An 18,578-nucleotide genomic window follows, 5' to 3' on the forward strand; every position below is an offset into this window, starting at 1 on the left:
CATTACAGATTCAATGGACCTGTATTACCTCCATACAGATTTGCTGAATTAACCGCTGAATGATGGTTTTTTTCCTGATCTGTACTGGTCCCTCCTCTCACACCGAGGCTGAAACATGACGCTGTACGTCAACCTCGCCGAATTGCTCGGCACGCGCATCGAACAGGGCTTCTACCGGCCCGGTGACCGTCTGCCTTCCGTGCGGGCCTTGAGTGTCGAGCATGGGGTCAGCCTGAGCACGGTGCAGCAGGCCTATCGGGTGCTGGAGGACAGTGGGCTGGCGCGGCCCAAGCCCAAGTCCGGCTACTTTGTCCCTGTGGGGCGGGAACTGCCCGAACTGCCGGCGGTAGGCCGCCCGGCCCAGCGCCCGGTCGACATCTCCCAGTGGGACCAGGTGCTGGAGCTGATCCGCGCCGTGCCACGCAAGGACGTGGTGCAACTGGGCCGCGGCATGCCGGATATCACCACACCGACCATGCAGCCCCTGCTGCGCAGCCTGGCGCGGATCAGTCGGCGCCAGGACATGCCGGGGCTGTACTACGACAATATCTACGGGGTGCTGGAACTGCGCGAGCAGATCGCCCGCCTGCTGCTCGATTCAGGCAGCCAACTGAGCGCCAGCGACCTGGTGATCACCACGGGCTGCCACGAAGCGTTGTCCACCAGCATTCGCGCCATCTGCGAACCAGGCGACATCGTCGCGGTGGACTCGCCGAGCTTTCACGGCGCCATGCAGACCCTCAAGGGGCTGGGTATGAAGGCCCTGGAGATTCCCACCGACCCCCTCACCGGGATCAGTCTCGACGCCCTGGAACTGGCCCTCGAACAGTGGCCGATCAAAGCCATACAGTTGACCCCCAACTGCAACAACCCGCTCGGCTACATCATGCCGGAGTCGCGCAAACGTGCGCTGTTGACCCTGGCACAACGGTTTGACGTGGCGATCATCGAAGACGATGTGTATGGCGAACTGGCCTACACCTACCCTCGACCGCGCACCATCAAGTCCTTCGATGAAGACGGTCGCGTGCTGCTCTGCAGTTCGTTCTCCAAGACCCTGGCACCTGGGCTGCGGATCGGCTGGGTCGCTCCCGGACGGTACCTGGAGCGGGTGCTGCACATGAAATACATCAGCACCGGCTCGACCGCGCCACAACCGCAAATTGCCATCGCCGAGTTTCTCAAGGGCGGGCATTTCGAGCCGCATCTACGGCGAATGCGTAACCAATACCAGCGCAATCGCGACCTGATGCTCGATTGGGTCAGCCGCTACTTTCCCCTCGGCACCCGCGCCAGCCGTCCCCAGGGCAGCTTCATGCTGTGGGTCGAACTGCCGGAAGGGTTTGATACGCTCAAGCTCAATCGGGTGCTGCTCGACCAGGGCGTACAGATCGCCGTTGGCAGTATTTTCTCCGCCTCAGGCAAGTACCGTAATTGCCTGCGCATGAACTACGCAGCCAAACCCACGGCTCAGGTCGAGGAAGCGGTGCGTAAGGTGGGTGCAGCGGCGATCGCCCTGCTGGCCGAGGCCAGCTAGTTCATCTGGGAACTCGATGCCCGAGAGCTTCCTAGGCGCCATCGGCACGCCGCGACGACTTCGCCAGCCGTGCCATACTCCCTACCTGCCCATCTGCAGGAACATTCGACTTGCGCCGAAAAAACGCCCTGCTCTGCCTGATGCTCGCCGCGTTGCTGAGCAGTTGCGCCTCGCTCAACGTGCCCCGCGAGCCTAGCCAGGCATTGCCTGCTGCCGAGTCCTCTTTCGGGCGCTCGATCCAGGCCCAGGCCGCCCCCCATGAAGGGCGATCCGGATTTCGCCTGCTATCGGACAGCAGCGAAGCCTTCGCCGCCCGTGCCGAGTTGATCCGCAATGCGCAGCGCAGCCTCGACCTGCAGTACTACATCGTCCACGACGGTATCAGTACCCGACTGCTGGTCAGCGAACTGCTCAAGGCCGCTGACCGAGGCGTGCGCGTGCGCATCCTGCTCGACGACCTCACCAGCGATGGCCAGGTCCAGACCATTGCCACACTGGCCGCTCACCCACAGATTCAGATTCGCCTGTTCAATCCGCTGGAACTGGGCCGCAGCACCGGCGTCACTCGCACCATGGGCCGCCTGCTCAATCTCTCGCTGCAGCACCGGCGCATGCACAACAAGCTGTGGCTGGCGGACAACAGCGCCGCCATTGTCGGCGGGCGCAACCTGGGCGACGAGTACTTCGATGCGCAGCCCAAGCTGAATTTCACCGACATCGACCTGCTGGGTGTCGGACCCGTCGCTGAGCAGCTCGGCCACAGCTTCGATCAGTACTGGAACAGCGCCCTGAGCAAGCCGATCGATGAGTTTGTCTCCAGCCAGCCCACGGCCAGGGACCTGGCCGAGACCCGCGCGCAGCTGCAAGCGTCCCTGGACGAAAGCCATCGGCAAAACCAGGCCCTGTACCAGCAGTTGAAGGCCTACCAGACCGATCCGCGCCTGGACCTCTGGCGCAGCGAGCTGATCTGGGCCTGGAACCAGGCGTTGTGGGACGCTCCGAGCAAAGTGCTGGCCAAGGGTGAGCCGGATCCGCAACTGCTACTGACCACCCAACTGGCCCCCGAACTGCAAGGGGTGAGCAAAGAGCTGATCATGATCTCAGCCTACTTTGTGCCCGGCCCACCCGGACTGGTGTATCTCACCGGGCGGGCCGATGCCGGAGTGTCCGTCAGCTTCCTGACCAACTCGCTGGAGGCCACCGATGTGCCCGCCGTCCACGGCGGCTACGCCCCTTACCGCAAGGCGCTGCTGGAGCACGGCGTGCAACTGTTTGAACTACGCCGGCAACCGGGCGAAGGCGGCGGTAGCGGGCCAAGCCTGTTTCGCAGTTCCAGCTACCGCGGCTCCGAATCCAGCCTGCACAGCAAGGCGATCATCTTCGATCGCCAAAAGGCGTTCATCGGCTCATTCAACTTCGACCCGCGCTCGGTGCTGTGGAACACCGAAGTGGGGGTGCTGGTCGACAGCCCGGCGCTTGCCGAGCGTGTTCGCGAACTCGCCCTGGAAGGCATGGCGCCTCCTCTCAGCTATGCGGTGCGGTTACAGGAGGGCCAACTGGTCTGGGTCACTGAAGACGATGGCAAGCTGCACACCCTGACTCGCGAGCCGGGAAACTGGTGGCGCCGCTTCAATGCCTGGTTCAGCGACACCCTGGGCCTGGAGCGGATACTGTAAACCCGGATCTCAGATCGGCGCCGCCGCCTCGCCAAACGCCCCTTGGCGCAGCAACAACAACACCAGGCCAAAGGCCCCGGCCGCCATCAGTAATGGCAAGGCGTGTCCGCTGACCCACTGACTGCCGGCACCCGCTGCAAGCGGGCCAATCAAGCAACCGATACCCCAGAGTTGGGCGATGTGGGCGTTGGCCCGCACCAGCGCATCATCGCGATAACGCTCGCCCACCAGAATCAGCGACAAGGTGAACAAGCCGCCGGCACTGGCACCGAACAGCACCCACAGCGGCCAGATCAGCAAGGTGTCGAGCAACAGCGGAATCGCCAGGCTCGACAGCATCAGTATCACCGCGCAGCCGGCAAACAAGGTTCGCCGCGACAGATAGTCCGCAAGGGCGCCAATGGGCAATTGCAGCAACGCATCGCCGACTACCACGGTGCTGACCATGGCCAGGGCAATTTCTGCGGTGAACCCCTGTTGCAGGCAATACACCGGCAGCAGGGTCAGGATCATCGCCTCGAACGCAGCAAACAACGACACCGCCCAAGCGATCGCCGGCAGGCCACGGCAGAAACCCAACAGGTCACTGAAGGTCACACTCAGGGCTTCGCTGCTCGGTGCCCCGCTACGCCCCATCAAGACCAGCGGCGAAGTCACCAGCAGCGCGACCCCGACCCAGAAACCGATATCGTTGTCGGTACCCAGCACCCCCAGCAACAACGGTCCAGCCAATTGACTCAAGGCATAGCTGCAGCCATACAGCGCCACCAGCCGGCCACGCCATTGCTCAACCACCAACTGGTTGATCCAGCTCTCGCCGAGAATGAACACGATGGTCAGGATGACCCCGATCATCAGCCGCAGTACCAGCCACACCGGGTAGCTGGGCAACAACGCCAGCAGGCCAATGGAGAGGGCTCCGGCCCACAAGCACAGGCGCATCAGGTTAGCCGTACCCAGGCGAGCCGCCAGGTGGCTGGAGATCTTCGCCCCCAGCAGGACGCCAATTGCCGGCATGGCCGCCATCACCCCGATTGAAAACGCGCCATAACCCCAGCTTTCCAGGCGAAACGACACCAACGGCATGCTCACGCCCAGGGCGAGGCCGACACTCAGGACCGAGGCCAGAACGGCGAAATAAGTCGCCCAACGCATGTTCCACGCTCCTGTGGATATTCTTATGTGTGGCACAAAGCAATGTGGGAGCGAACCCGCTCGCGATGGCGGCGCAACATTCAACACGACGTCGACTGTCATACCGCTATCGCGAGCAAGCTCGCTCCCACAAGGGATCTACGTCGTTCAGGGAGCCAGGCTCCCTGAAAGGCTTACAGCTTGATCCAGGTCGCCTTCAGCTCGGTGTACTTGTCGAACGCGTGCAGCGACTTGTCACGGCCGTTGCCCGATTGCTTGAAGCCGCCGAACGGTGCGGTCATGTCGCCGCCATCGTACTGGTTGACCCACACGCTACCGGCGCGCAGTGCCTTGGCGGTCAGGTGAGCCTTGGAAATGTCCTTGGTCCATACCGCTGCGGCCAGGCCATACGGCGTGTCGTTGGCGATCTGGATAGCCTCCTCGGCGGTATCAAAGGTGATGACCGACAGTACCGGGCCGAAGATTTCTTCCTGGGCAATCTTCATGGCATTGCTCACGCCGTCGAAAATCGTCGGCTCCACGTAGGTGCCACCGGTTTCCTCGAGGATGCGCTTGCCGCCCGCCACCAGCTTGGCGCCGTCGGTATGCCCAGACTCGATGTACGACAGCACGGTGTTCATTTGCTGGGTATCGACCAACGCACCCACGGTGGTGGACGGGTCCAGCGGGTTGCCTGGCTTCCAGGTTTTCAGGGCCTCGATCACCAGTGGCAGGAACTTGTCCTTGATCGAACGCTCGACCAGCAGGCGTGAACCGGCGGTGCAGACTTCGCCCTGGTTGAAGGCAATTGCGCCAGCAGCGGATTCAGCGGCGGCCTGCAGGTCCGGCGCATCGGCAAACACGATGTTCGGGCTCTTGCCGCCGGCTTCCAGCCAGACGCGCTTCATGTTCGACTCGCCGGAGTAGATCATCAGTTGCTTGGCGATCTTGGTCGAACCGGTGAACACCAGGGTATCGACATCCATGTGCAGGGCCAGGGCCTTGCCCACGGTGTGGCCGTAGCCTGGCAGTACGTTGAGCACGCCTTTGGGGATACCGGCCTCGACGGCCAGGGCCGCGATGCGGATGGCGGTCAGCGGGGATTTTTCGGACGGCTTGAGGATCACCGAGTTACCGGTGGACAGCGCAGGACCGAGTTTCCAGCACGCCATCATCAGCGGGAAGTTCCACGGCACGATAGCGCCCACCACGCCCACAGGCTCACGGGTCACCAGGCCCAGTTGATCATGAGGGGTCGCGGCCACTTCATCGTAGATCTTGTCGATCGCTTCACCGCTCCAGCTCAGCGCCTGGGCGGCACCAGGAACGTCGATGTCCAGGGAGTCGCTGATCGGCTTACCCATGTCCAGGGTTTCCAGCAGGGCCAGCTCCTGGGCATTTTGCTTGAGCAGGCCGGCGAAGCGGATCATCACGGCCTTGCGCTTGGTCGGGGCCAGGCGAGACCAGACACCGGAATTGAACGTGGCGCGGGCATTGTCCACGGCGCGCTGGGCGTCGGCGGCATCACAGCTGGCAATCTTGCCCAGCAGACGGCCATCGACCGGGCTGATGCACTCGAAGGTCTCGCCGGAGACCGCATCGGTGTATTCGCCATTGATGTAGGCGCGGCCTTCGATTTTCAGGTCGCGGGCACGTTGTTCCCAGTCGGCACGAGTCAGGGTGGTCATACGAGTGTCCTCCTCTTATTGAATACGACACCCGCGTTCTTCGCGGGCGCTGTCAGGAATTCTGCCCGGCCAGCCTTGCAATCGGCCCTAGGCACCCGCCACCCTAAACCAGCCACACCTCAAGTTTCAATATATTTGACACAAGGCCGGCAAACGACCTTGCGATGTTCATTTTAATAAACATAGACTCGGGGCTTTCCAAGCAAACACGGGGGGATTACCAGAATGAGCATCCAGGACATCGTCGATTTCAGCCAGGCCGGCACCGCCGCCGAACGCTACCGCCCGGACGCGGCCAAAATCCTCAAGGGCGACCCTGAGCAGACCGTCTACAACCACTACAACAGCCCATGCGGCCAGCTCAATGCCGGGGTCTGGGAAGGCGCAGTCGGTCAGTGGACGGTGAATTTCACCGAACACGAATACTGCGAAATCGTCCAAGGGGTTTCGGTGTTGCGCGACACCGACGGCAATGCCAAGACCCTGCGCACCGGTGACCGATTTGTCATCCCGGCCGGGTTCCGTGGCACCTGGGAAGTCCTGGAAACGTGCCGAAAGATCTACGTGGCGTTTGAACAAAAACCATAAGCATATACTGCACAACGGGTCCTGGTCGGGAGGAGGATCGAGTTGTCCCCAAGGACATTTCGTTCACTTTAAAGGATTAAAGAACATGACCAATGAAGAAGTAAGCTCCGCACTTCAACACCTGATTGGCAAGCCCTACACGCCTGCAGTGAAGGCCTATATCAGCGAACTGACTGCACGGCCGCGTGTAGTCGGCCCCGGCGACGGCTCGACCAGGGAACTGGACAGAGCGCGAATTCACATCGTCGCCGATGCCTCTGGCACCATCGAGGCCTTCAACTTCGGTTGAATGCCCGCCAGGCCAGTACTGACATAAAAAGGCCGGTATCTCGCGATACCGGCCTTTTTAACGGGAGCGCACAGGACGTGCCTCAATCCAGACCTACAACGCAAGGAGGCAACATGCCCGATACTGCAGACTCATGCGACGTCACCATCGCTGAGTACACCATCGGCCAGACCTACACCCCTCAGTTGCTCGAGGAAGTGCGAGCCCTGGCCAACGGCGCACCGGTGCGGGTCACCGGCCCTCGCCATGCATCAGACCGCAAGCGAGTCCCGCGACGGATCAGCCTGCTGACCAATGCCGACAATGTCATCGTCAGCATTCAGTGCGGTTGAGCAACTGAAGCTTTTCCCAAGGCCACAAAAAAGGCCCGTATCTTGCGATACGGGCCTTTTTCTCAAGAGGGAAAAATCAATTACTTGATTTTGCCTTCCTTGTAGATCACGTGCTTGCGAACAACCGGATCAAATTTCTTGATCTCGATTTTGTCCGGAGTAGTGCGCGCGTTTGACGCAAGTACTTACACAGAGCGATACATATTTACCGCACTCGCTCGTGCTGTTTCACATGACTATATCACTGTGCCCCGATAAACGAGGGGCTTTGAAATCAATCACGCAAGGAAGCAAACATGTCTGGAATCACTTATCTGCAACGTATAGCCCTGCTCCCCCTGCTTGCACTGAGTATGGGAATGCTTGAAGCCTCGGCCTCCGAGAACAACGATCAGCCCGGCCTATGCAATGACAACTTTGGATACAGCACCCTCAGGCCGGCTCAGGTCACACCCCTCCTTTTGGAAGAGCTGCGCGAGTTGTCAGGGGCTGCAATCGTACGCCATGAAAAAACCGGCGAGAGCTATACCCAGGACTACAGGAATGATCGCCTGCGAGTGTTCAGCGATGCAAAAAATAACTACAGCCACTTCAAGTGCGGCTAATCGGTTGATCGATCCTCGCTGAGGAATTACTGGGTCGTTAAAAGCATCAGGTTCGAAAAAACAACAAAAAAGGCCCGTATCTTGCGATACGGGCCTTTTTCTCAAGAGGGAAAAATCAATTACTTGATTTTGCCTTCCTTGTAGATCACGTGCTTGCGAACAACCGGATCAAATTTCTTGATCTCGATTTTGTCCGGAGTAGTGCGCTTGTTCTTGTCGGTAGTGTAGAAGTGACCAGTACCGGCGCTCGAAATCAAACGAATCAATTCACGCATGATTAGCTCCCTTAGATCTTGCCAGCTTTGCGGATTTCGGCCAGCACGACAGTGATGCCACGCTTGTCGATGATACGCATGCCTTTGGCAGATACGCGCAGACGCACGAAACGTTTCTCTTCTTCAACCCAGAAGCGATGATGCTGCAGGTTCGGCAGGAAACGACGACGGGTTTTGTTGTTTGCGTGGGAAATGTTATTCCCAGTCACCGGACCCTTACCGGTAACTTGACATACTCTCGACATGCCTCAGCCCTCTAAAACCACATGCCCAACCCGGCATGGGTTGGCCGCTTAATCTCTCAGTCATTTGGCGCCAGGCGCCGCGTTTCTTTAGAGGTCTTACCGGCTACACCTACAGTGAAGGAACCGGGCCCCTAGAAAAGAGCGCTGCTTTATACCAGAAAGACCCCATAGCAACAACTATTGGTGTGAAGAGAGTTTTCAAAAACCCCGGAATTACGGCGCCAGACGCCTTGGATAAAGGCTATCGATGGTAGCGACCGCTCGTCGCAGAGCATCGCCCTGCTCCCCCATATGGAGGGTACCGGCACGCCACCTTACGCTAATTCGCTGCGCCCGAAGCGCAATAAACAGCGAAAATACGTACCGTCGAGCAGGACACAAAACAAAAAGGGGATAGTCATTTGCCGGGCAGGCCACTAGGGTAAGCCTTTTCCAGACTGCACTCGCAGATGGGCCTTCGATCTGCAAAGGAATCCACACATGCGCCTCGCTGCCCTACCGCTGTTGCTTGCCCCACTCTTGCTGAGCCCTTTGGCCCAGGCTGCCGCCCTGAGCGTCTGCACCGAGGCCAGCCCGGAAGGGTTCGATGTCGTTCAATACAACTCGCTGACCACCACCAACGCCTCGGCCGACGTGTTGATGAATAGCCTGGTGGACTTTGACACCGCCAGTGGCAAGGTCGTGCCGAGCCTGGCCGATAGCTGGGAAGTCTCGGCCGACGGCCTGACCTATGTCTTCAGGCTGCGCCCGGAGGTGAAGTTCCATCGCACCGAGTACTTCACCCCGACGCGTACCTTGACCGCCGAAGACGTGAAGTTCAGCTTCGACCGTATGCTGGACCCCGCGCAGCCATGGCACAAAATCGCCCAGAGTGGCTTCCCGCACGCCCAATCCATGCAGTTGCCTGCGCTGATCAAGAAAATCGACGCACTCGACCCGCTGACCATTCGTTTCACCCTTGACCACCCCGACTCGACCTTCCTCGCCACGCTGAGCATGGGTTTCGCCTCGATCTACTCGGCTGAATACGCCGATCAGTTGCTCAAGGCTGGCACACCCGAGAAACTCAATAACCAGCCGATCGGCACCGGGCCGTTCATTTTCGGGCGCTTCCAAAAAGACGCATCGATCCGCTACAAGGCCAACCGCGACTACTTCGCCGGCAAGCCCGCGATCGACACCCTGGTGTTCGCCATCACCCCGGACGCCAACGTGCGCCTGCAGAAGCTGCGGCGCAACGAGTGCCAGATCGCCCTGTCGCCCAAGCCGCTGGACGTCCAGGCTGCCGCCAAGGAGCCGAACCTCAAGATCGAGAGCACGCCGGCCTTCATGACCGCCTTCGTCGCCATCAATAGCCAGCATCCGCCGCTGGATAAACCGGAGGTGCGCCAGGCGATCAATCTGGCCTTCGACAAGGCCAGCTACCTCAAGGCCGTGTTCGAGGACACCGCCCAAGCCGCCAACGGCCCTTACCCGCCCAACACCTGGAGCTATGCCAAGGACCTGCCGGGCTACCCGAAGGACCTCACCAAGGCCCGCGCGCTGATGGCCAAGGCAGGACTCAAGGACGGCTTCAAGACCACGATCTGGACCCGCCCTTCCGGCAGCCTGCTCAACCCCAACCCGAGCCTGGGCGCTCAATTGTTGCAGGCTGACCTGGCGGAAATCGGGATTCAGGCAGAAATACGCGTGATCGAATGGGGCGAACTGATTCGTCGGGCCAAAGCCGGCGAGCACGACCTGCTGTTCATGGGCTGGGCCGGTGACAACGGCGATCCAGACAACTTCCTGACCCCGCAATTCTCCTGCGCGGGCGTGAAGTCCGGGACCAACTTCGCACGATACTGCGATCAAGGCCTGGACAAGCTGATCAACGCCGGCAAGACCACCACCGAGCAGGGCGTGCGCACCAAGCTCTACGAACAGGCCCAGGGGCAGATCCAGCAGCAGGCGCTGTGGCTACCCCTGGCCCACCCGACCGCCTATGCCCTGACCCGCAAGGATGTCCAGGGTTACTCGGTCAGCCCGTTCGGGCGCCAGGACTATTCCAGGGTCAGCTTCAAGCCATAAGAGGCAAGCGGCAAGCTCAAAGCAGTCCGCGGACTGCTCCAGGCTTGCCGCTGGAAGCTTGCAGCTTGCCGCCGCTGCGCTCATATCCAGCCATACTCGGCCATCGACAACGGATCACCATCACCCACGATGAAATGGTCGAGCACCCGCACATCGACCAACTCCATCGTCTCCTGCAAACGCTTGGTCAGCACCCGGTCGGCTGAGCTCGGCTCGGCGTTTCCCGAGGGGTGGTTATGGCACAGGATCAACGCCGCCGCGTTGTGCGCCAGGGCGCGCTTGACCACCTGGCGCGGATGCACGCTAGTGGTGTCGATCGAGCCGCGAAAGAGGATTTCGAATGCCAGGACCCGATGCCGGGAATCGAGGAACAGGCAGGCAAACACTTCATGGGGCTCATGTCGCAGCATGGCCTTGAGGTAGTTGCGCACCTCGATCGGACTCTTGAGTACGGATGCCTGGCGCAGGTGCTCGGCCAAATGCCGACGCGCCATCTCCAGCACCGCCTGCAACTGGGCGAATTTCGCCGGCCCCAGCCCCAACTGGCCGACAAACGTTTGCTGGTCCGCCTCCAGCAGGTTACGCAAGCCGCCAAACTGCTGCAGCAAGTGCCTGGCCAGGTCCACCGCGCTTTTCCCGGCGACCCCGGTGCGCAGAAAGATCGCCAGCAATTCGGCGTCGGACAGACTCGCCGGACCCTGCTCCAGAAGTTTCTCCCGCGGCCGCTCTGTCGTCGGCCAATCTCGAATGCTCATAGCACCTCCCTGTCGATGGGCGCCGCTGTTCCCTAGCGGTCGCTGTGATATCGTAGCCCATCTTTTTTGCGGGCGATTGTTCCCTGGGGAGGGGGTTTCGCCACGTATGTCACCAACGAATTGAAAGGCAGACCTATGCAGCGGCTGTATCGGAAACGCATCGTTCTGGGCGTCGGCGGCGGCATTGCTGCCTACAAGAGCGCCGAACTGGTTCGCCGCCTGATCGACCAGGGCGCCGAAGTGCGCGTGGTCATGACCCGCGGCGGCAGCGAGTTCATCACCCCGCTGACCATGCAGGCCCTCTCCGGGCACCCGGTGCACCTGGACCTGCTGGACCCTGCGGCCGAAGCCGCGATGGGCCACATCGAGCTCGCCAAGTGGGCTGACCTGGTGCTGATCGCCCCCGCCACGGCGGACCTGATCGCCCGTCTGGCCCAAGGCATCGCCAACGACCTGCTGACCACCCTGGTGTTGGCCACCGACGCCACCGTGGCTCTGGCGCCGGCCATGAACCAGGCGATGTGGCGCGACCCGGCCACCCAGGCCAATACCCAGTTGCTTGAAAGCCGCGGCTTCAAGGTCTTCGGCCCGGCCTCGGGCAGCCAGGCCTGCGGCGACGTCGGCATGGGCCGCATGATGGAGGCCGATGACCTGGCCCAGTGCGCCGCCGATTGCTTCCAGCGCCAGGCGCTGACCGGTCGGCACGTGCTGATCACTGCCGGTCCGACCCAGGAAAACATTGACCCGGTGCGCTACATCACCAACCACAGCTCCGGAAAAATGGGCTTTGCCCTGGCCGAAGCTGCGGTGGAAGCCGGCGCCCGTGTGACCCTGATCACCGGACCCGTGCACCTGCCGACTCCGGACCGGGTGACGCGCATCGACGTGGTCAGCGCCCGCGACATGCTGGCCGCCTGCGAGGCTGCGATCCCTTGCGACCTGTTCATCGCGTCTGCTGCGGTTGCGGACTACCGGCCGGAAGTCGTCGCCCCGCAAAAACTCAAGAAAGACCCTACAACTGGCGACGGCTTCGTCCTGCAAATGGTCCGTAACCCTGACATTCTGGCCACCATTGCCACCCGACCTGATCGTCCGTTCAGCGTCGGATTCGCCGCCGAAACCGAACACCTGCTCGATTACGCCGCACGCAAGCTCAAGGACAAGAACCTCGACCTGATCGTCGCCAACGACGTGGCCAACCCCAGCATTGGCTTCAACAGCGAGGAAAACGCCTGCAGCGTGATCGACCGTGAGTTGCACGCCACCCTTTTTGCCCAGACCAGCAAGGGCAAGATTGCCCGCCAGCTGATCACTTTTATCGCCGAACGTCTGAACCAGGTTTAATTCGTATGCACGCTTTGCAAGCCAAGATCCTCGACCCACGCATCGGCAGCGAATTTCCGCTGCCCCAGTACGCCACTCCCGGTTCCGCCGGCCTTGACCTGCGGGCGATGCTGGAACAGGACACCGTCATCAAGCCGGGAGAAACCCTGCTGATCCCTACTGGCCTGTCGGTATACATCGGCGATCCGGGCCTGGCTGCATTGATCCTGCCGCGCTCGGGCCTGGGCCACAAACATGGCATCGTGCTGGGTAATCTGGTCGGCCTGATCGATTCCGACTACCAGGGGCCACTGATGGTGTCCTGCTGGAACCGTGGCCAGACCGACTTCAACATCGTGGTGGGTGAGCGGCTGGCCCAGTTGGTGCTGGTACCGGTGGTGCAGGCGCATTTCGATCTGGTTGAAGAGTTCGTTGAAACCGAACGCGGCACCGGTGGTTTCGGCCATTCCGGCAGCCACTGATAACACCAGTGCCAGGACCGGGCGCTCTGCACGGCCCTGGCACTACGCTTTGCATTTCAGGATGAACCTTGCACAGACGCCAACTGCAGGATCTGGCGAGCGAATTCAAGACAACAGTCGACTGCACAAGTGCCAGCCCCATGGCATGGCACTTGTGCACCACGAACTCTGTACCGAAAACGCCGTCAAAGCCTTCAGTTTGAACCCGTCGACGAACCTCTCGTCGGCCCGTCCAGCAACCTTTGAGTTGGAGCAACCCCAGTGATGAGCAACACAACCCGCGTCGCCCCTGCATTTCCCGACAGCATCTTTCGCGCCTACGATATCCGTGGCGTGGTCCCGCAGACCCTGACCGCTGAAACGGCCTACTGGATCGGTCGCGCCATCGGCGCCCAGACCCTGGCCCAGGATGAGCCGAACATCAGCGTCGGTCGTGACGGCCGCCTGTCCGGTCCGGAACTGGTCGAGCAACTGATCCAGGGCCTGGCCGATGCCGGCTGCCATGTCAGCGACGTCGGCCTGGTGCCAACCCCGGCGCTGTACTACGCCGCCAACGTCCTCGCGGGCAAGTCCGGGGTGATGCTCACCGGCAGCCATAACCCGTCGGACTACAACGGCTTCAAAATCGTGATCGCTGGCGACACCCTGGCCAACGAACAGATTCAGGCCCTGCACCAGCGCCTGAAAAGCAACAACCTGACTAGCGGCCAAGGCAGCATCACCAAGGTCGAGATTCTCGATCGCTACAGCGCCCAGATTGTCCAGGACATCAAGCTCGCACGCCGCCTGAAAGTGGTGGTTGACTGCGGTAACGGCGCTGCCGGCGTGATTGCCCCACAGCTGATCGAGGCCCTGAATTGCGAAGTGATCCCGCTGTTCTGCGAAGTCGACGGCAACTTCCCCAACCATCACCCGGACCCGGGCAAACCGGAAAACCTGGTGGACCTGATCGCCAAGGTCAAGCAAACCAATGCCGACCTGGGCCTGGCCTTCGACGGTGATGGTGACCGTGTCGGCGTAGTGACCAATACCGGCGACATCGTGTTCCCGGACCGCCTGCTGATGCTGTTTGCCAAGGACGTGGTGGCACGCAACCCGGACGCCGAGATCATCTTCGACGTCAAATGCACCCGTCGCCTGACCCCGCTGATCAAGGAGTACGGCGGTCGACCACTGATGTGGAAAACCGGTCACTCGCTGATCAAGAAAAAAATGAAGCAGACCGGCGCCCTGCTCGCTGGCGAAATGAGCGGGCACATCTTCTTCAAGGAGCGCTGGTTCGGTTTCGACGACGGCATCTACAGCGCCGCTCGCCTGCTGGAGATCCTCAGCCAGGAGAAATCCACGGCCCAGGAACTGTTCGAGACCTTCCCGAACGATATTTCTACGCCGGAAATCAATATCCATGTGACCGAAGAGAGCAAATTCAGCATCATTGATGCACTGCACGACGCCCAGTGGGGCGACGGCGCCGACCTGACCACCATCGACGGTGTACGGGTCGACTACGCCAAGGGCTGGGGCCTGGTTCGCGCCTCCAACACCACACCGGTGCTGGTGCTGCGCTTCGAGGCCGACGACGAGGCCGAATTGCAGCGCATCAAGGATGTGTTCCACGCTCAACTGAAACGTGTCGCACCTGACCTCCAACTCCCGTTTTGATTATTTGAAGCGCCTTTTACACAAGTGCCGGAGCCCTGAATGACCCTCGAACGCGAAGCCGCCGCCAACACCGCCAAGGTCCTGTCCGAAGCGCTGCCTTACATTCGCCGCTATGTCGGCAAGACGCTGGTGATCAAATACGGCGGCAACGCGATGGAAAGCGAGGAGCTGAAAACCGGCTTCGCCCGCGACATCGTGATGATGAAAGCCGTGGGCATCAACCCGGTGGTAGTGCACGGTGGCGGCCCGCAAATCGGTGACCTGCTCAAGCGCCTGTCGATCGAGAGTCATTTCATCGACGGCATGCGCGTGACAGACGCCCAGACCATGGACGTGGTGGAGATGGTCCTCGGCGGTCAGGTCAACAAGGACATCGTCAACCTGATCAACCGCCATGGCGGCAGCGCCATCGGCCTGACCGGCAAGGACGCCGAGCTGATTCGCGCGAAGAAGCTCACCGTTACACGCCAGACGCCGGAGATGACCCAACCGGAAATCATCGACATCGGGCAAGTGGGCGAAGTGGTCGGGATCAATACCGATCTGCTCAACCTGCTGGTCAAGGGCGACTTCATCCCGGTGATCGCGCCAATCGGCGTGGGGGCCAACGGTGAGTCGTACAACATCAACGCCGACCTGGTGGCCGGTAAAGTGGCCGAAGCGCTGAAAGCTGAGAAGCTGATGCTGCTGACCAACATCGCCGGCCTGATGGACAAGTCAGGCACTGTGCTGACTGGCCTGACGACCCAACAGGTCGACGAACTGATCGCCGACGGCACCATCTACGGTGGCATGCTACCGAAGATCCGTTGCGCGCTGGAAGCGGTTCAGGGCGGCGTGGGCAGTTCGCTGATCATCGATGGCCGGGTACCCAATGCGATCCTGCTGGAAATCTTCACCGATACCGGCGTGGGCACCCTGATCAGCAATCGCAAGCGTCCTTAAGCGCTGGCACCTGCAAAAAGACCCCGCTCAGCCTGGCTGAGCGGGGTCTTTTTTTGCCTGCGGTCCTTGTAGGAGCGAGCTTGCTCGCTCCTACAAGGCGGCGTATCAGACGCCGAACTGCGCGCGGTAGGCTTCTACGGCTGGCAGATGCTGCTTGAGCTGAGGATCATCGGCCAGGAACTCCAGGACCTGGTTCAACGAAACGATGCTGATCACCGGAATCGCGAAGTCACGCTCCACTTCCTGGATCGCCGACAGTTCGCCATTGCCGCGCTCCTGACGGTTGAGGGCGATCAACACGCCAGCGGCCTTGGCACCGTCCTGGGAAGCGATGATCTGCATCACTTCACGGATCGCGGTGCCCGCGGTAATCACGTCGTCGATGATCAGCACTTCGCCGGTCAGCGGCGCGCCAACCAAGCTGCCGCCCTCGCCGTGGGCCTTGGCTTCCTTGCGGTTGAAGCACCATGGCAGGTCACGGTCGTGGTGTTCAGCCAGGGCCACTGCGGTGGTTGCCGCTAACGGGATGCCCTTGTACGCCGGACCAAACAGCACGTCGAAGGCAATACCGCTCTCGACAATGGCCGCCGCATAGAAGCGACCCAGCTGCGCCAAGGCGCTGCCGGAGTTGAACAGGCCGGCATTAAAGAAGTAAGGGCTGGTGCGCCCGGACTTCAGGGTGAACTCACCGAAGCGCAAAACGCCGCGATCGATGGCAAAACGAATGAAATCGCGCTGATACGCTTGCATGCAAAAAACCCCAAATACCACGGATTTAGCTAATTAGCTTGACGCCGTGTATCATACACGCACGCGATTTTTGGGGCCATTTATGCGGATCATCAGTGTGAACGTCAATGGTATTCAGGCGGCAGTCGAGCGCGGTTTGCTCAGTTGGCTGCAAGCCCAGAATGCCGACGTCATCTGCCTGCAGGACACCCGCGCCTCCGCCTTTGAACTGGACGATCCAGCCTTCCAACTGGATGGCTACTTCCTTTATGCCTGCGATGCCGAAGTCCCCGCCCAAGGTGGCGTGGCTTTGTATTCGCGGCTGCAACCGAAGGCTGTCATCAGCGGTCTCGGTTTCGAGACGGCCGACCGCTACGGGCGCTACCTGCAAGCCGATTTCGACAAGGTCAGCATCGCGACCTTGCTGCTCCCTTCGGGGCAGAACGGCGATGAAGACTTGAACCAGAAGTTCAAGCTAATGGACGATTTCGCCCGTTATCTGGATAAACAGCGGCGCAAGCGGCGCGAGTACATTTATTGTGGCTCGCTGTACGTGGCGCAACAGAAGCTGGATATCAAGAACTGGCGCGACAGCCAGCAATCCCCGGGCTTCCTGGCACCTGAGCGTGCCTGGATGGACGAGATTGTCGGCAACATGGGTTATGTCGACGCCCTGCGCGAAGTCAGCCGTGAAGGCGACCAGTACAGCTGGTGGCCAGACAACGAACAGGCTGAGATGCTCAACCTGGGCTGGCGCTTCGACTACCAGCTGTTGACCCCAGGCCTGCGCCGCTTTGTTCGCAGTGCACGCCTGCCACGTCAACCGCGGTTCTCGCAGCACGCACCGCTGATCGTGGACTACGACTGGACGCTGACCATCTAGGCGTCGTTTCGCAAGACACAAAAAAGCCGACAGCGATGTCGGCTTTTTTGTGGGAGCGGGATTGCCCGCGATGAGGTCATGACCTTCAGCCCATGTGCTGCCTGCCAGATCGCTATCGCGGGCAAGCCCGCTCCCACCGGCAACGCACCTGGTTATTATTTGATCAGTCGCCAGGTGAACGGGTAGCGATACACCTGCCCCTCATTGGCCTTGACTCCGGCAATGATGGTCAGCACCAACGCGCCAATGGCCAATAGGCCAAACAAGAAGAAGCCGATCACCACCACCATCAACAGCAGGCAGATTGCCGAGGCAATGGCCACGCTGATCTGGAAATTCAGCGCCTCCTTGCCCTGGTCGTCGATGAACGGGTCCATCTCACGCTTCATCTGCCACAGAATCAGCGGGCCGATCAGCGAGCCGAAGGGCACCCAGATCCCCAGCAAGGCCGAGAGATGACAGAACATCGCCCACTGGCGAACCTCACGGCTCGGCACGGGCAGCGGCAGTTGCTCATCACTCATGACGCTCTCCTTGCTGGCGACCGGAACAATCAGTCAGCCAGCGCAGCCTGTTGCAGGTCGAAAATCTCGGCCATGCCTTTTTTCGCCAGTTCCAGCATCGCGGTCAGCTCTTCAGGCTGGAACGGCGCGCCTTCGGCGGTGCCCTGCACTTCGATGAAACCACCGGTGCTGGTCATCACCACGTTCAGGTCGGTCTCGGCGGCCGAATCTTCCAGGTAGTCCAGGTCCAGCACTGGCTCGCCCTGGTACATGCCCACCGACACGGCTGCGATCATTTGCTTGAGCGGGTCGCCGCCTTTCAGGCCGCCACGCTTCTTGATCACTTTCAAGGCATCGACCAAGGCCACCATGGCGCCGGTGATCGAGGCAGTACGAGTACCGCCGTCGGCCTGGATCACGTCGCAATCGACGTACAGGGTCACATCGCCGAGCTTGGACATATCCAGCGCAGCGCGCAGCGAACGGCCGATCAGGCGCTGGATTTCCAGGGTGCGGCCGCCTTGCTTGCCACGGCTCGCTTCACGCTGGTTACGTTCACCGGTGGCGCGCGGCAGCATGCCGTACTCGGCGGTCAACCAGCCCTGGCCCTGGCCCTTGAGGAAGCGCGGTACGCCGTTCTCGACGCTGACGGTGCAGATCACCTTGGTATCACCGAACTCGACCAGTACAGATCCCTCGGCATGTTTGGTGTAGTTGCGGGTGATGCGGATCGAGCGAAGCTGATCGGCAGCGCGACCACTTGGACGTTTCATAGGGGATACCTGTACGAAGGACGGAAATCTGCCGAGCATTATAGGGCGGCCGGGCACGCCTGGGCACTTCTAAAAAAAACCGGC

19 protein-coding genes and 2 pseudogenes are annotated in these 18,578 nt (G+C 60.9%); 12 read left to right on the forward strand and 9 right to left on the reverse strand.

Annotation, left to right across the window (positions count from 1 at the left end):
* The first annotated feature begins 115 nt into the window (after window positions 1-115).
* Entirely contained in the window at window positions 116-1,537 is a 1,422-nt protein-coding gene (locus tag QMK50_RS13265; protein ID WP_159998572.1) for a PLP-dependent aminotransferase family protein, read from the forward strand.
* Between the two features lie 140 nt (window positions 1,538-1,677).
* Entirely contained in the window at window positions 1,678-3,213 is a 1,536-nt protein-coding gene (locus tag QMK50_RS13270; protein WP_413787321.1) for a phospholipase D family protein, read from the forward strand.
* 9 nt (window positions 3,214-3,222) lie between these two features.
* Here the strand turns inward: QMK50_RS13270 and QMK50_RS13275 are convergent, their stop codons facing one another.
* A complete protein-coding gene (locus tag QMK50_RS13275; protein WP_320333265.1) occupies window positions 3,223-4,368 on the reverse strand; it encodes an MFS transporter in 1,146 nt (381 codons plus the stop codon).
* Between the two features lie 173 nt (window positions 4,369-4,541).
* Window positions 4,542-6,035 carry an aldehyde dehydrogenase gene (locus QMK50_RS13280; RefSeq protein ID WP_320333266.1) on the reverse strand — a complete coding sequence of 498 codons (1,494 nt, stop codon included), beginning with the start codon at window positions 6,033-6,035 and terminating at the stop codon, window positions 4,542-4,544.
* Window positions 6,036-6,260: 225 nt separating this feature from the next.
* Between QMK50_RS13280 and QMK50_RS13285 the strand changes: the two genes are divergently transcribed.
* From QMK50_RS13285 to QMK50_RS13295, 3 genes are all read left to right on the forward strand, one after another.
* Window positions 6,261-6,623 (forward strand): cupin domain-containing protein, encoded by a 363-nt coding sequence (locus QMK50_RS13285; protein WP_159998574.1) that lies wholly within the window; start codon window positions 6,261-6,263, stop codon window positions 6,621-6,623.
* Window positions 6,624-6,708: 85 nt separating this feature from the next.
* Complete coding sequence (locus QMK50_RS13290) at window positions 6,709-6,912, forward strand: I78 family peptidase inhibitor (protein WP_320333267.1); 204 nt, start codon at window positions 6,709-6,711, stop codon at window positions 6,910-6,912.
* A gap of 113 nt (window positions 6,913-7,025) precedes the next feature.
* On the forward strand, window positions 7,026-7,244 hold the full coding sequence (locus QMK50_RS13295) for a peptidase inhibitor (protein ID WP_320333268.1): 219 nt from the start codon (window positions 7,026-7,028) through the stop codon (window positions 7,242-7,244).
* An 80-nt stretch (window positions 7,245-7,324) separates the two neighbouring features.
* On the opposite strand, the pseudogene rpmG (QMK50_RS13300) reads toward QMK50_RS13295, so the two are convergent.
* Window positions 7,325-7,417: pseudogene (gene rpmG / locus QMK50_RS13300) on the reverse strand (50S ribosomal protein L33); the annotation flags it as partial.
* Window positions 7,418-7,540: 123 nt separating this feature from the next.
* Between rpmG (QMK50_RS13300) and QMK50_RS13305 the strand changes: the two are divergent.
* A complete protein-coding gene (locus QMK50_RS13305; RefSeq protein WP_320333269.1) occupies window positions 7,541-7,849 on the forward strand; it encodes a hypothetical protein in 309 nt (102 codons plus the stop codon).
* Between the two features lie 119 nt (window positions 7,850-7,968).
* On the opposite strand, the gene rpmG (QMK50_RS13310) is transcribed toward QMK50_RS13305, so the two are convergent.
* A complete protein-coding gene (gene rpmG, locus QMK50_RS13310) occupies window positions 7,969-8,124 on the reverse strand; it encodes a 50S ribosomal protein L33 (RefSeq protein ID WP_007894709.1) in 156 nt (51 codons plus the stop codon).
* Window positions 8,125-8,135: 11 nt separating this feature from the next.
* Window positions 8,136-8,369 (reverse strand): 50S ribosomal protein L28, encoded by a 234-nt coding sequence (gene rpmB / locus QMK50_RS13315; protein WP_007894701.1) that lies wholly within the window; start codon window positions 8,367-8,369, stop codon window positions 8,136-8,138.
* A 480-nt stretch (window positions 8,370-8,849) separates the two neighbouring features.
* Here rpmB and QMK50_RS13320 point away from each other — a divergent pair, with 480 nt between their 5' ends.
* On the forward strand, window positions 8,850-10,439 hold the full coding sequence (locus QMK50_RS13320; protein WP_320333270.1) for an ABC transporter substrate-binding protein: 1,590 nt from the start codon (window positions 8,850-8,852) through the stop codon (window positions 10,437-10,439).
* A gap of 80 nt (window positions 10,440-10,519) precedes the next feature.
* Here the strand turns inward: QMK50_RS13320 and radC are convergent, their stop codons facing one another.
* Entirely contained in the window at window positions 10,520-11,194 is a 675-nt protein-coding gene (gene radC / locus QMK50_RS13325) for a RadC family protein (protein WP_320333271.1), read from the reverse strand.
* A gap of 135 nt (window positions 11,195-11,329) precedes the next feature.
* Here radC and coaBC point away from each other — a divergent pair, with 135 nt between their 5' ends.
* The 4 genes and pseudogenes from coaBC to argB all read left to right on the forward strand — a co-directional run bounded on the left by coaBC (window position 11,330) and on the right by argB (window position 15,606).
* Window positions 11,330-12,538, forward strand: a complete 1,209-nt coding sequence (coaBC, locus tag QMK50_RS13330) for a bifunctional phosphopantothenoylcysteine decarboxylase/phosphopantothenate--cysteine ligase CoaBC (protein ID WP_159998582.1) — start codon at window positions 11,330-11,332, stop codon at window positions 12,536-12,538.
* A gap of 5 nt (window positions 12,539-12,543) precedes the next feature.
* A complete protein-coding gene (dut, locus tag QMK50_RS13335) occupies window positions 12,544-12,999 on the forward strand; it encodes a dUTP diphosphatase (protein WP_095081992.1) in 456 nt (151 codons plus the stop codon).
* A 255-nt stretch (window positions 13,000-13,254) separates the two neighbouring features.
* Window positions 13,255-14,661 (forward strand): annotated as a pseudogene (locus QMK50_RS13340) (phosphomannomutase/phosphoglucomutase); the annotation flags it as partial.
* A 39-nt stretch (window positions 14,662-14,700) separates the two neighbouring features.
* A complete protein-coding gene (gene argB, locus QMK50_RS13345; RefSeq protein ID WP_095164880.1) occupies window positions 14,701-15,606 on the forward strand; it encodes an acetylglutamate kinase in 906 nt (301 codons plus the stop codon).
* Window positions 15,607-15,711: 105 nt separating this feature from the next.
* On the opposite strand, the gene pyrE is transcribed toward argB, so the two are convergent.
* Entirely contained in the window at window positions 15,712-16,356 is a 645-nt protein-coding gene (gene pyrE, locus QMK50_RS13350) for an orotate phosphoribosyltransferase (RefSeq protein ID WP_159998584.1), read from the reverse strand.
* Between the two features lie 82 nt (window positions 16,357-16,438).
* Between pyrE and QMK50_RS13355 the strand changes: the two genes are divergently transcribed.
* Complete coding sequence (locus QMK50_RS13355; protein ID WP_003176915.1) at window positions 16,439-17,218, forward strand: exodeoxyribonuclease III; 780 nt, start codon at window positions 16,439-16,441, stop codon at window positions 17,216-17,218.
* Between the two features lie 155 nt (window positions 17,219-17,373).
* Here the strand turns inward: QMK50_RS13355 and QMK50_RS13360 are convergent, their stop codons facing one another.
* Window positions 17,374-17,742, reverse strand: a complete 369-nt coding sequence (locus tag QMK50_RS13360) for a DUF4870 domain-containing protein (protein WP_095164884.1) — start codon at window positions 17,740-17,742, stop codon at window positions 17,374-17,376.
* 29 nt (window positions 17,743-17,771) lie between these two features.
* The gene (rph, locus tag QMK50_RS13365) at window positions 17,772-18,494 is read right to left on the reverse strand and encodes a ribonuclease PH (protein ID WP_095164885.1); all 723 of its coding nucleotides are present in this window, start codon (window positions 18,492-18,494) and stop codon (window positions 17,772-17,774) included.
* Window positions 18,495-18,578 lie beyond the last annotated feature (84 nt).

It is taken from the genome of Pseudomonas sp. P5_152 (assembly GCF_033989915.1).
In the GTDB taxonomy this organism is placed as follows: domain Bacteria; phylum Pseudomonadota; class Gammaproteobacteria; order Pseudomonadales; family Pseudomonadaceae; genus Aquipseudomonas.

What these genes read in the sequence shown, in the direction of transcription:
- QMK50_RS13320 (WP_320333270.1), top strand. Translation starts at nt 8,850, where the DNA reads ATGCGCCTCGCTGCCCTACCGCTGTTGCTTGCCCCACTCTTGCTGAGC.
- QMK50_RS13275 (WP_320333265.1), bottom strand. Translation starts at nt 4,368, where the DNA reads ATGCGTTGGGCGACTTATTTCGCCGTTCTGGCCTCGGTCCTGAGTGTC.
- QMK50_RS13295 (WP_320333268.1), top strand. Translation starts at nt 7,026, where the DNA reads ATGCCCGATACTGCAGACTCATGCGACGTCACCATCGCTGAGTACACC.
- pyrE (WP_159998584.1), bottom strand. Translation starts at nt 16,356, where the DNA reads ATGCAAGCGTATCAGCGCGATTTCATTCGTTTTGCCATCGATCGCGGC.
- QMK50_RS13360 (WP_095164884.1), bottom strand. Translation starts at nt 17,742, where the DNA reads ATGAGTGATGAGCAACTGCCGCTGCCCGTGCCGAGCCGTGAGGTTCGC.
- QMK50_RS13280 (WP_320333266.1), bottom strand. Translation starts at nt 6,035, where the DNA reads ATGACCACCCTGACTCGTGCCGACTGGGAACAACGTGCCCGCGACCTG.
- rpmG (WP_007894709.1), bottom strand. Translation starts at nt 8,124, where the DNA reads ATGCGTGAATTGATTCGTTTGATTTCGAGCGCCGGTACTGGTCACTTC.
- QMK50_RS13305 (WP_320333269.1), top strand. Translation starts at nt 7,541, where the DNA reads ATGTCTGGAATCACTTATCTGCAACGTATAGCCCTGCTCCCCCTGCTT.
- argB (WP_095164880.1), top strand. Translation starts at nt 14,701, where the DNA reads ATGACCCTCGAACGCGAAGCCGCCGCCAACACCGCCAAGGTCCTGTCC.
- rph (WP_095164885.1), bottom strand. Translation starts at nt 18,494, where the DNA reads ATGAAACGTCCAAGTGGTCGCGCTGCCGATCAGCTTCGCTCGATCCGC.
- QMK50_RS13285 (WP_159998574.1), top strand. Translation starts at nt 6,261, where the DNA reads ATGAGCATCCAGGACATCGTCGATTTCAGCCAGGCCGGCACCGCCGCC.
- QMK50_RS13265 (WP_159998572.1), top strand. Translation starts at nt 116, where the DNA reads ATGACGCTGTACGTCAACCTCGCCGAATTGCTCGGCACGCGCATCGAA.
- coaBC (WP_159998582.1), top strand. Translation starts at nt 11,330, where the DNA reads ATGCAGCGGCTGTATCGGAAACGCATCGTTCTGGGCGTCGGCGGCGGC.
- QMK50_RS13290 (WP_320333267.1), top strand. Translation starts at nt 6,709, where the DNA reads ATGACCAATGAAGAAGTAAGCTCCGCACTTCAACACCTGATTGGCAAG.
- rpmB (WP_007894701.1), bottom strand. Translation starts at nt 8,369, where the DNA reads ATGTCGAGAGTATGTCAAGTTACCGGTAAGGGTCCGGTGACTGGGAAT.
- QMK50_RS13270 (WP_413787321.1), top strand. Translation starts at nt 1,678, where the DNA reads ATGCTCGCCGCGTTGCTGAGCAGTTGCGCCTCGCTCAACGTGCCCCGC.
- dut (WP_095081992.1), top strand. Translation starts at nt 12,544, where the DNA reads ATGCACGCTTTGCAAGCCAAGATCCTCGACCCACGCATCGGCAGCGAA.
- QMK50_RS13355 (WP_003176915.1), top strand. Translation starts at nt 16,439, where the DNA reads ATGCGGATCATCAGTGTGAACGTCAATGGTATTCAGGCGGCAGTCGAG.
- radC (WP_320333271.1), bottom strand. Translation starts at nt 11,194, where the DNA reads ATGAGCATTCGAGATTGGCCGACGACAGAGCGGCCGCGGGAGAAACTT.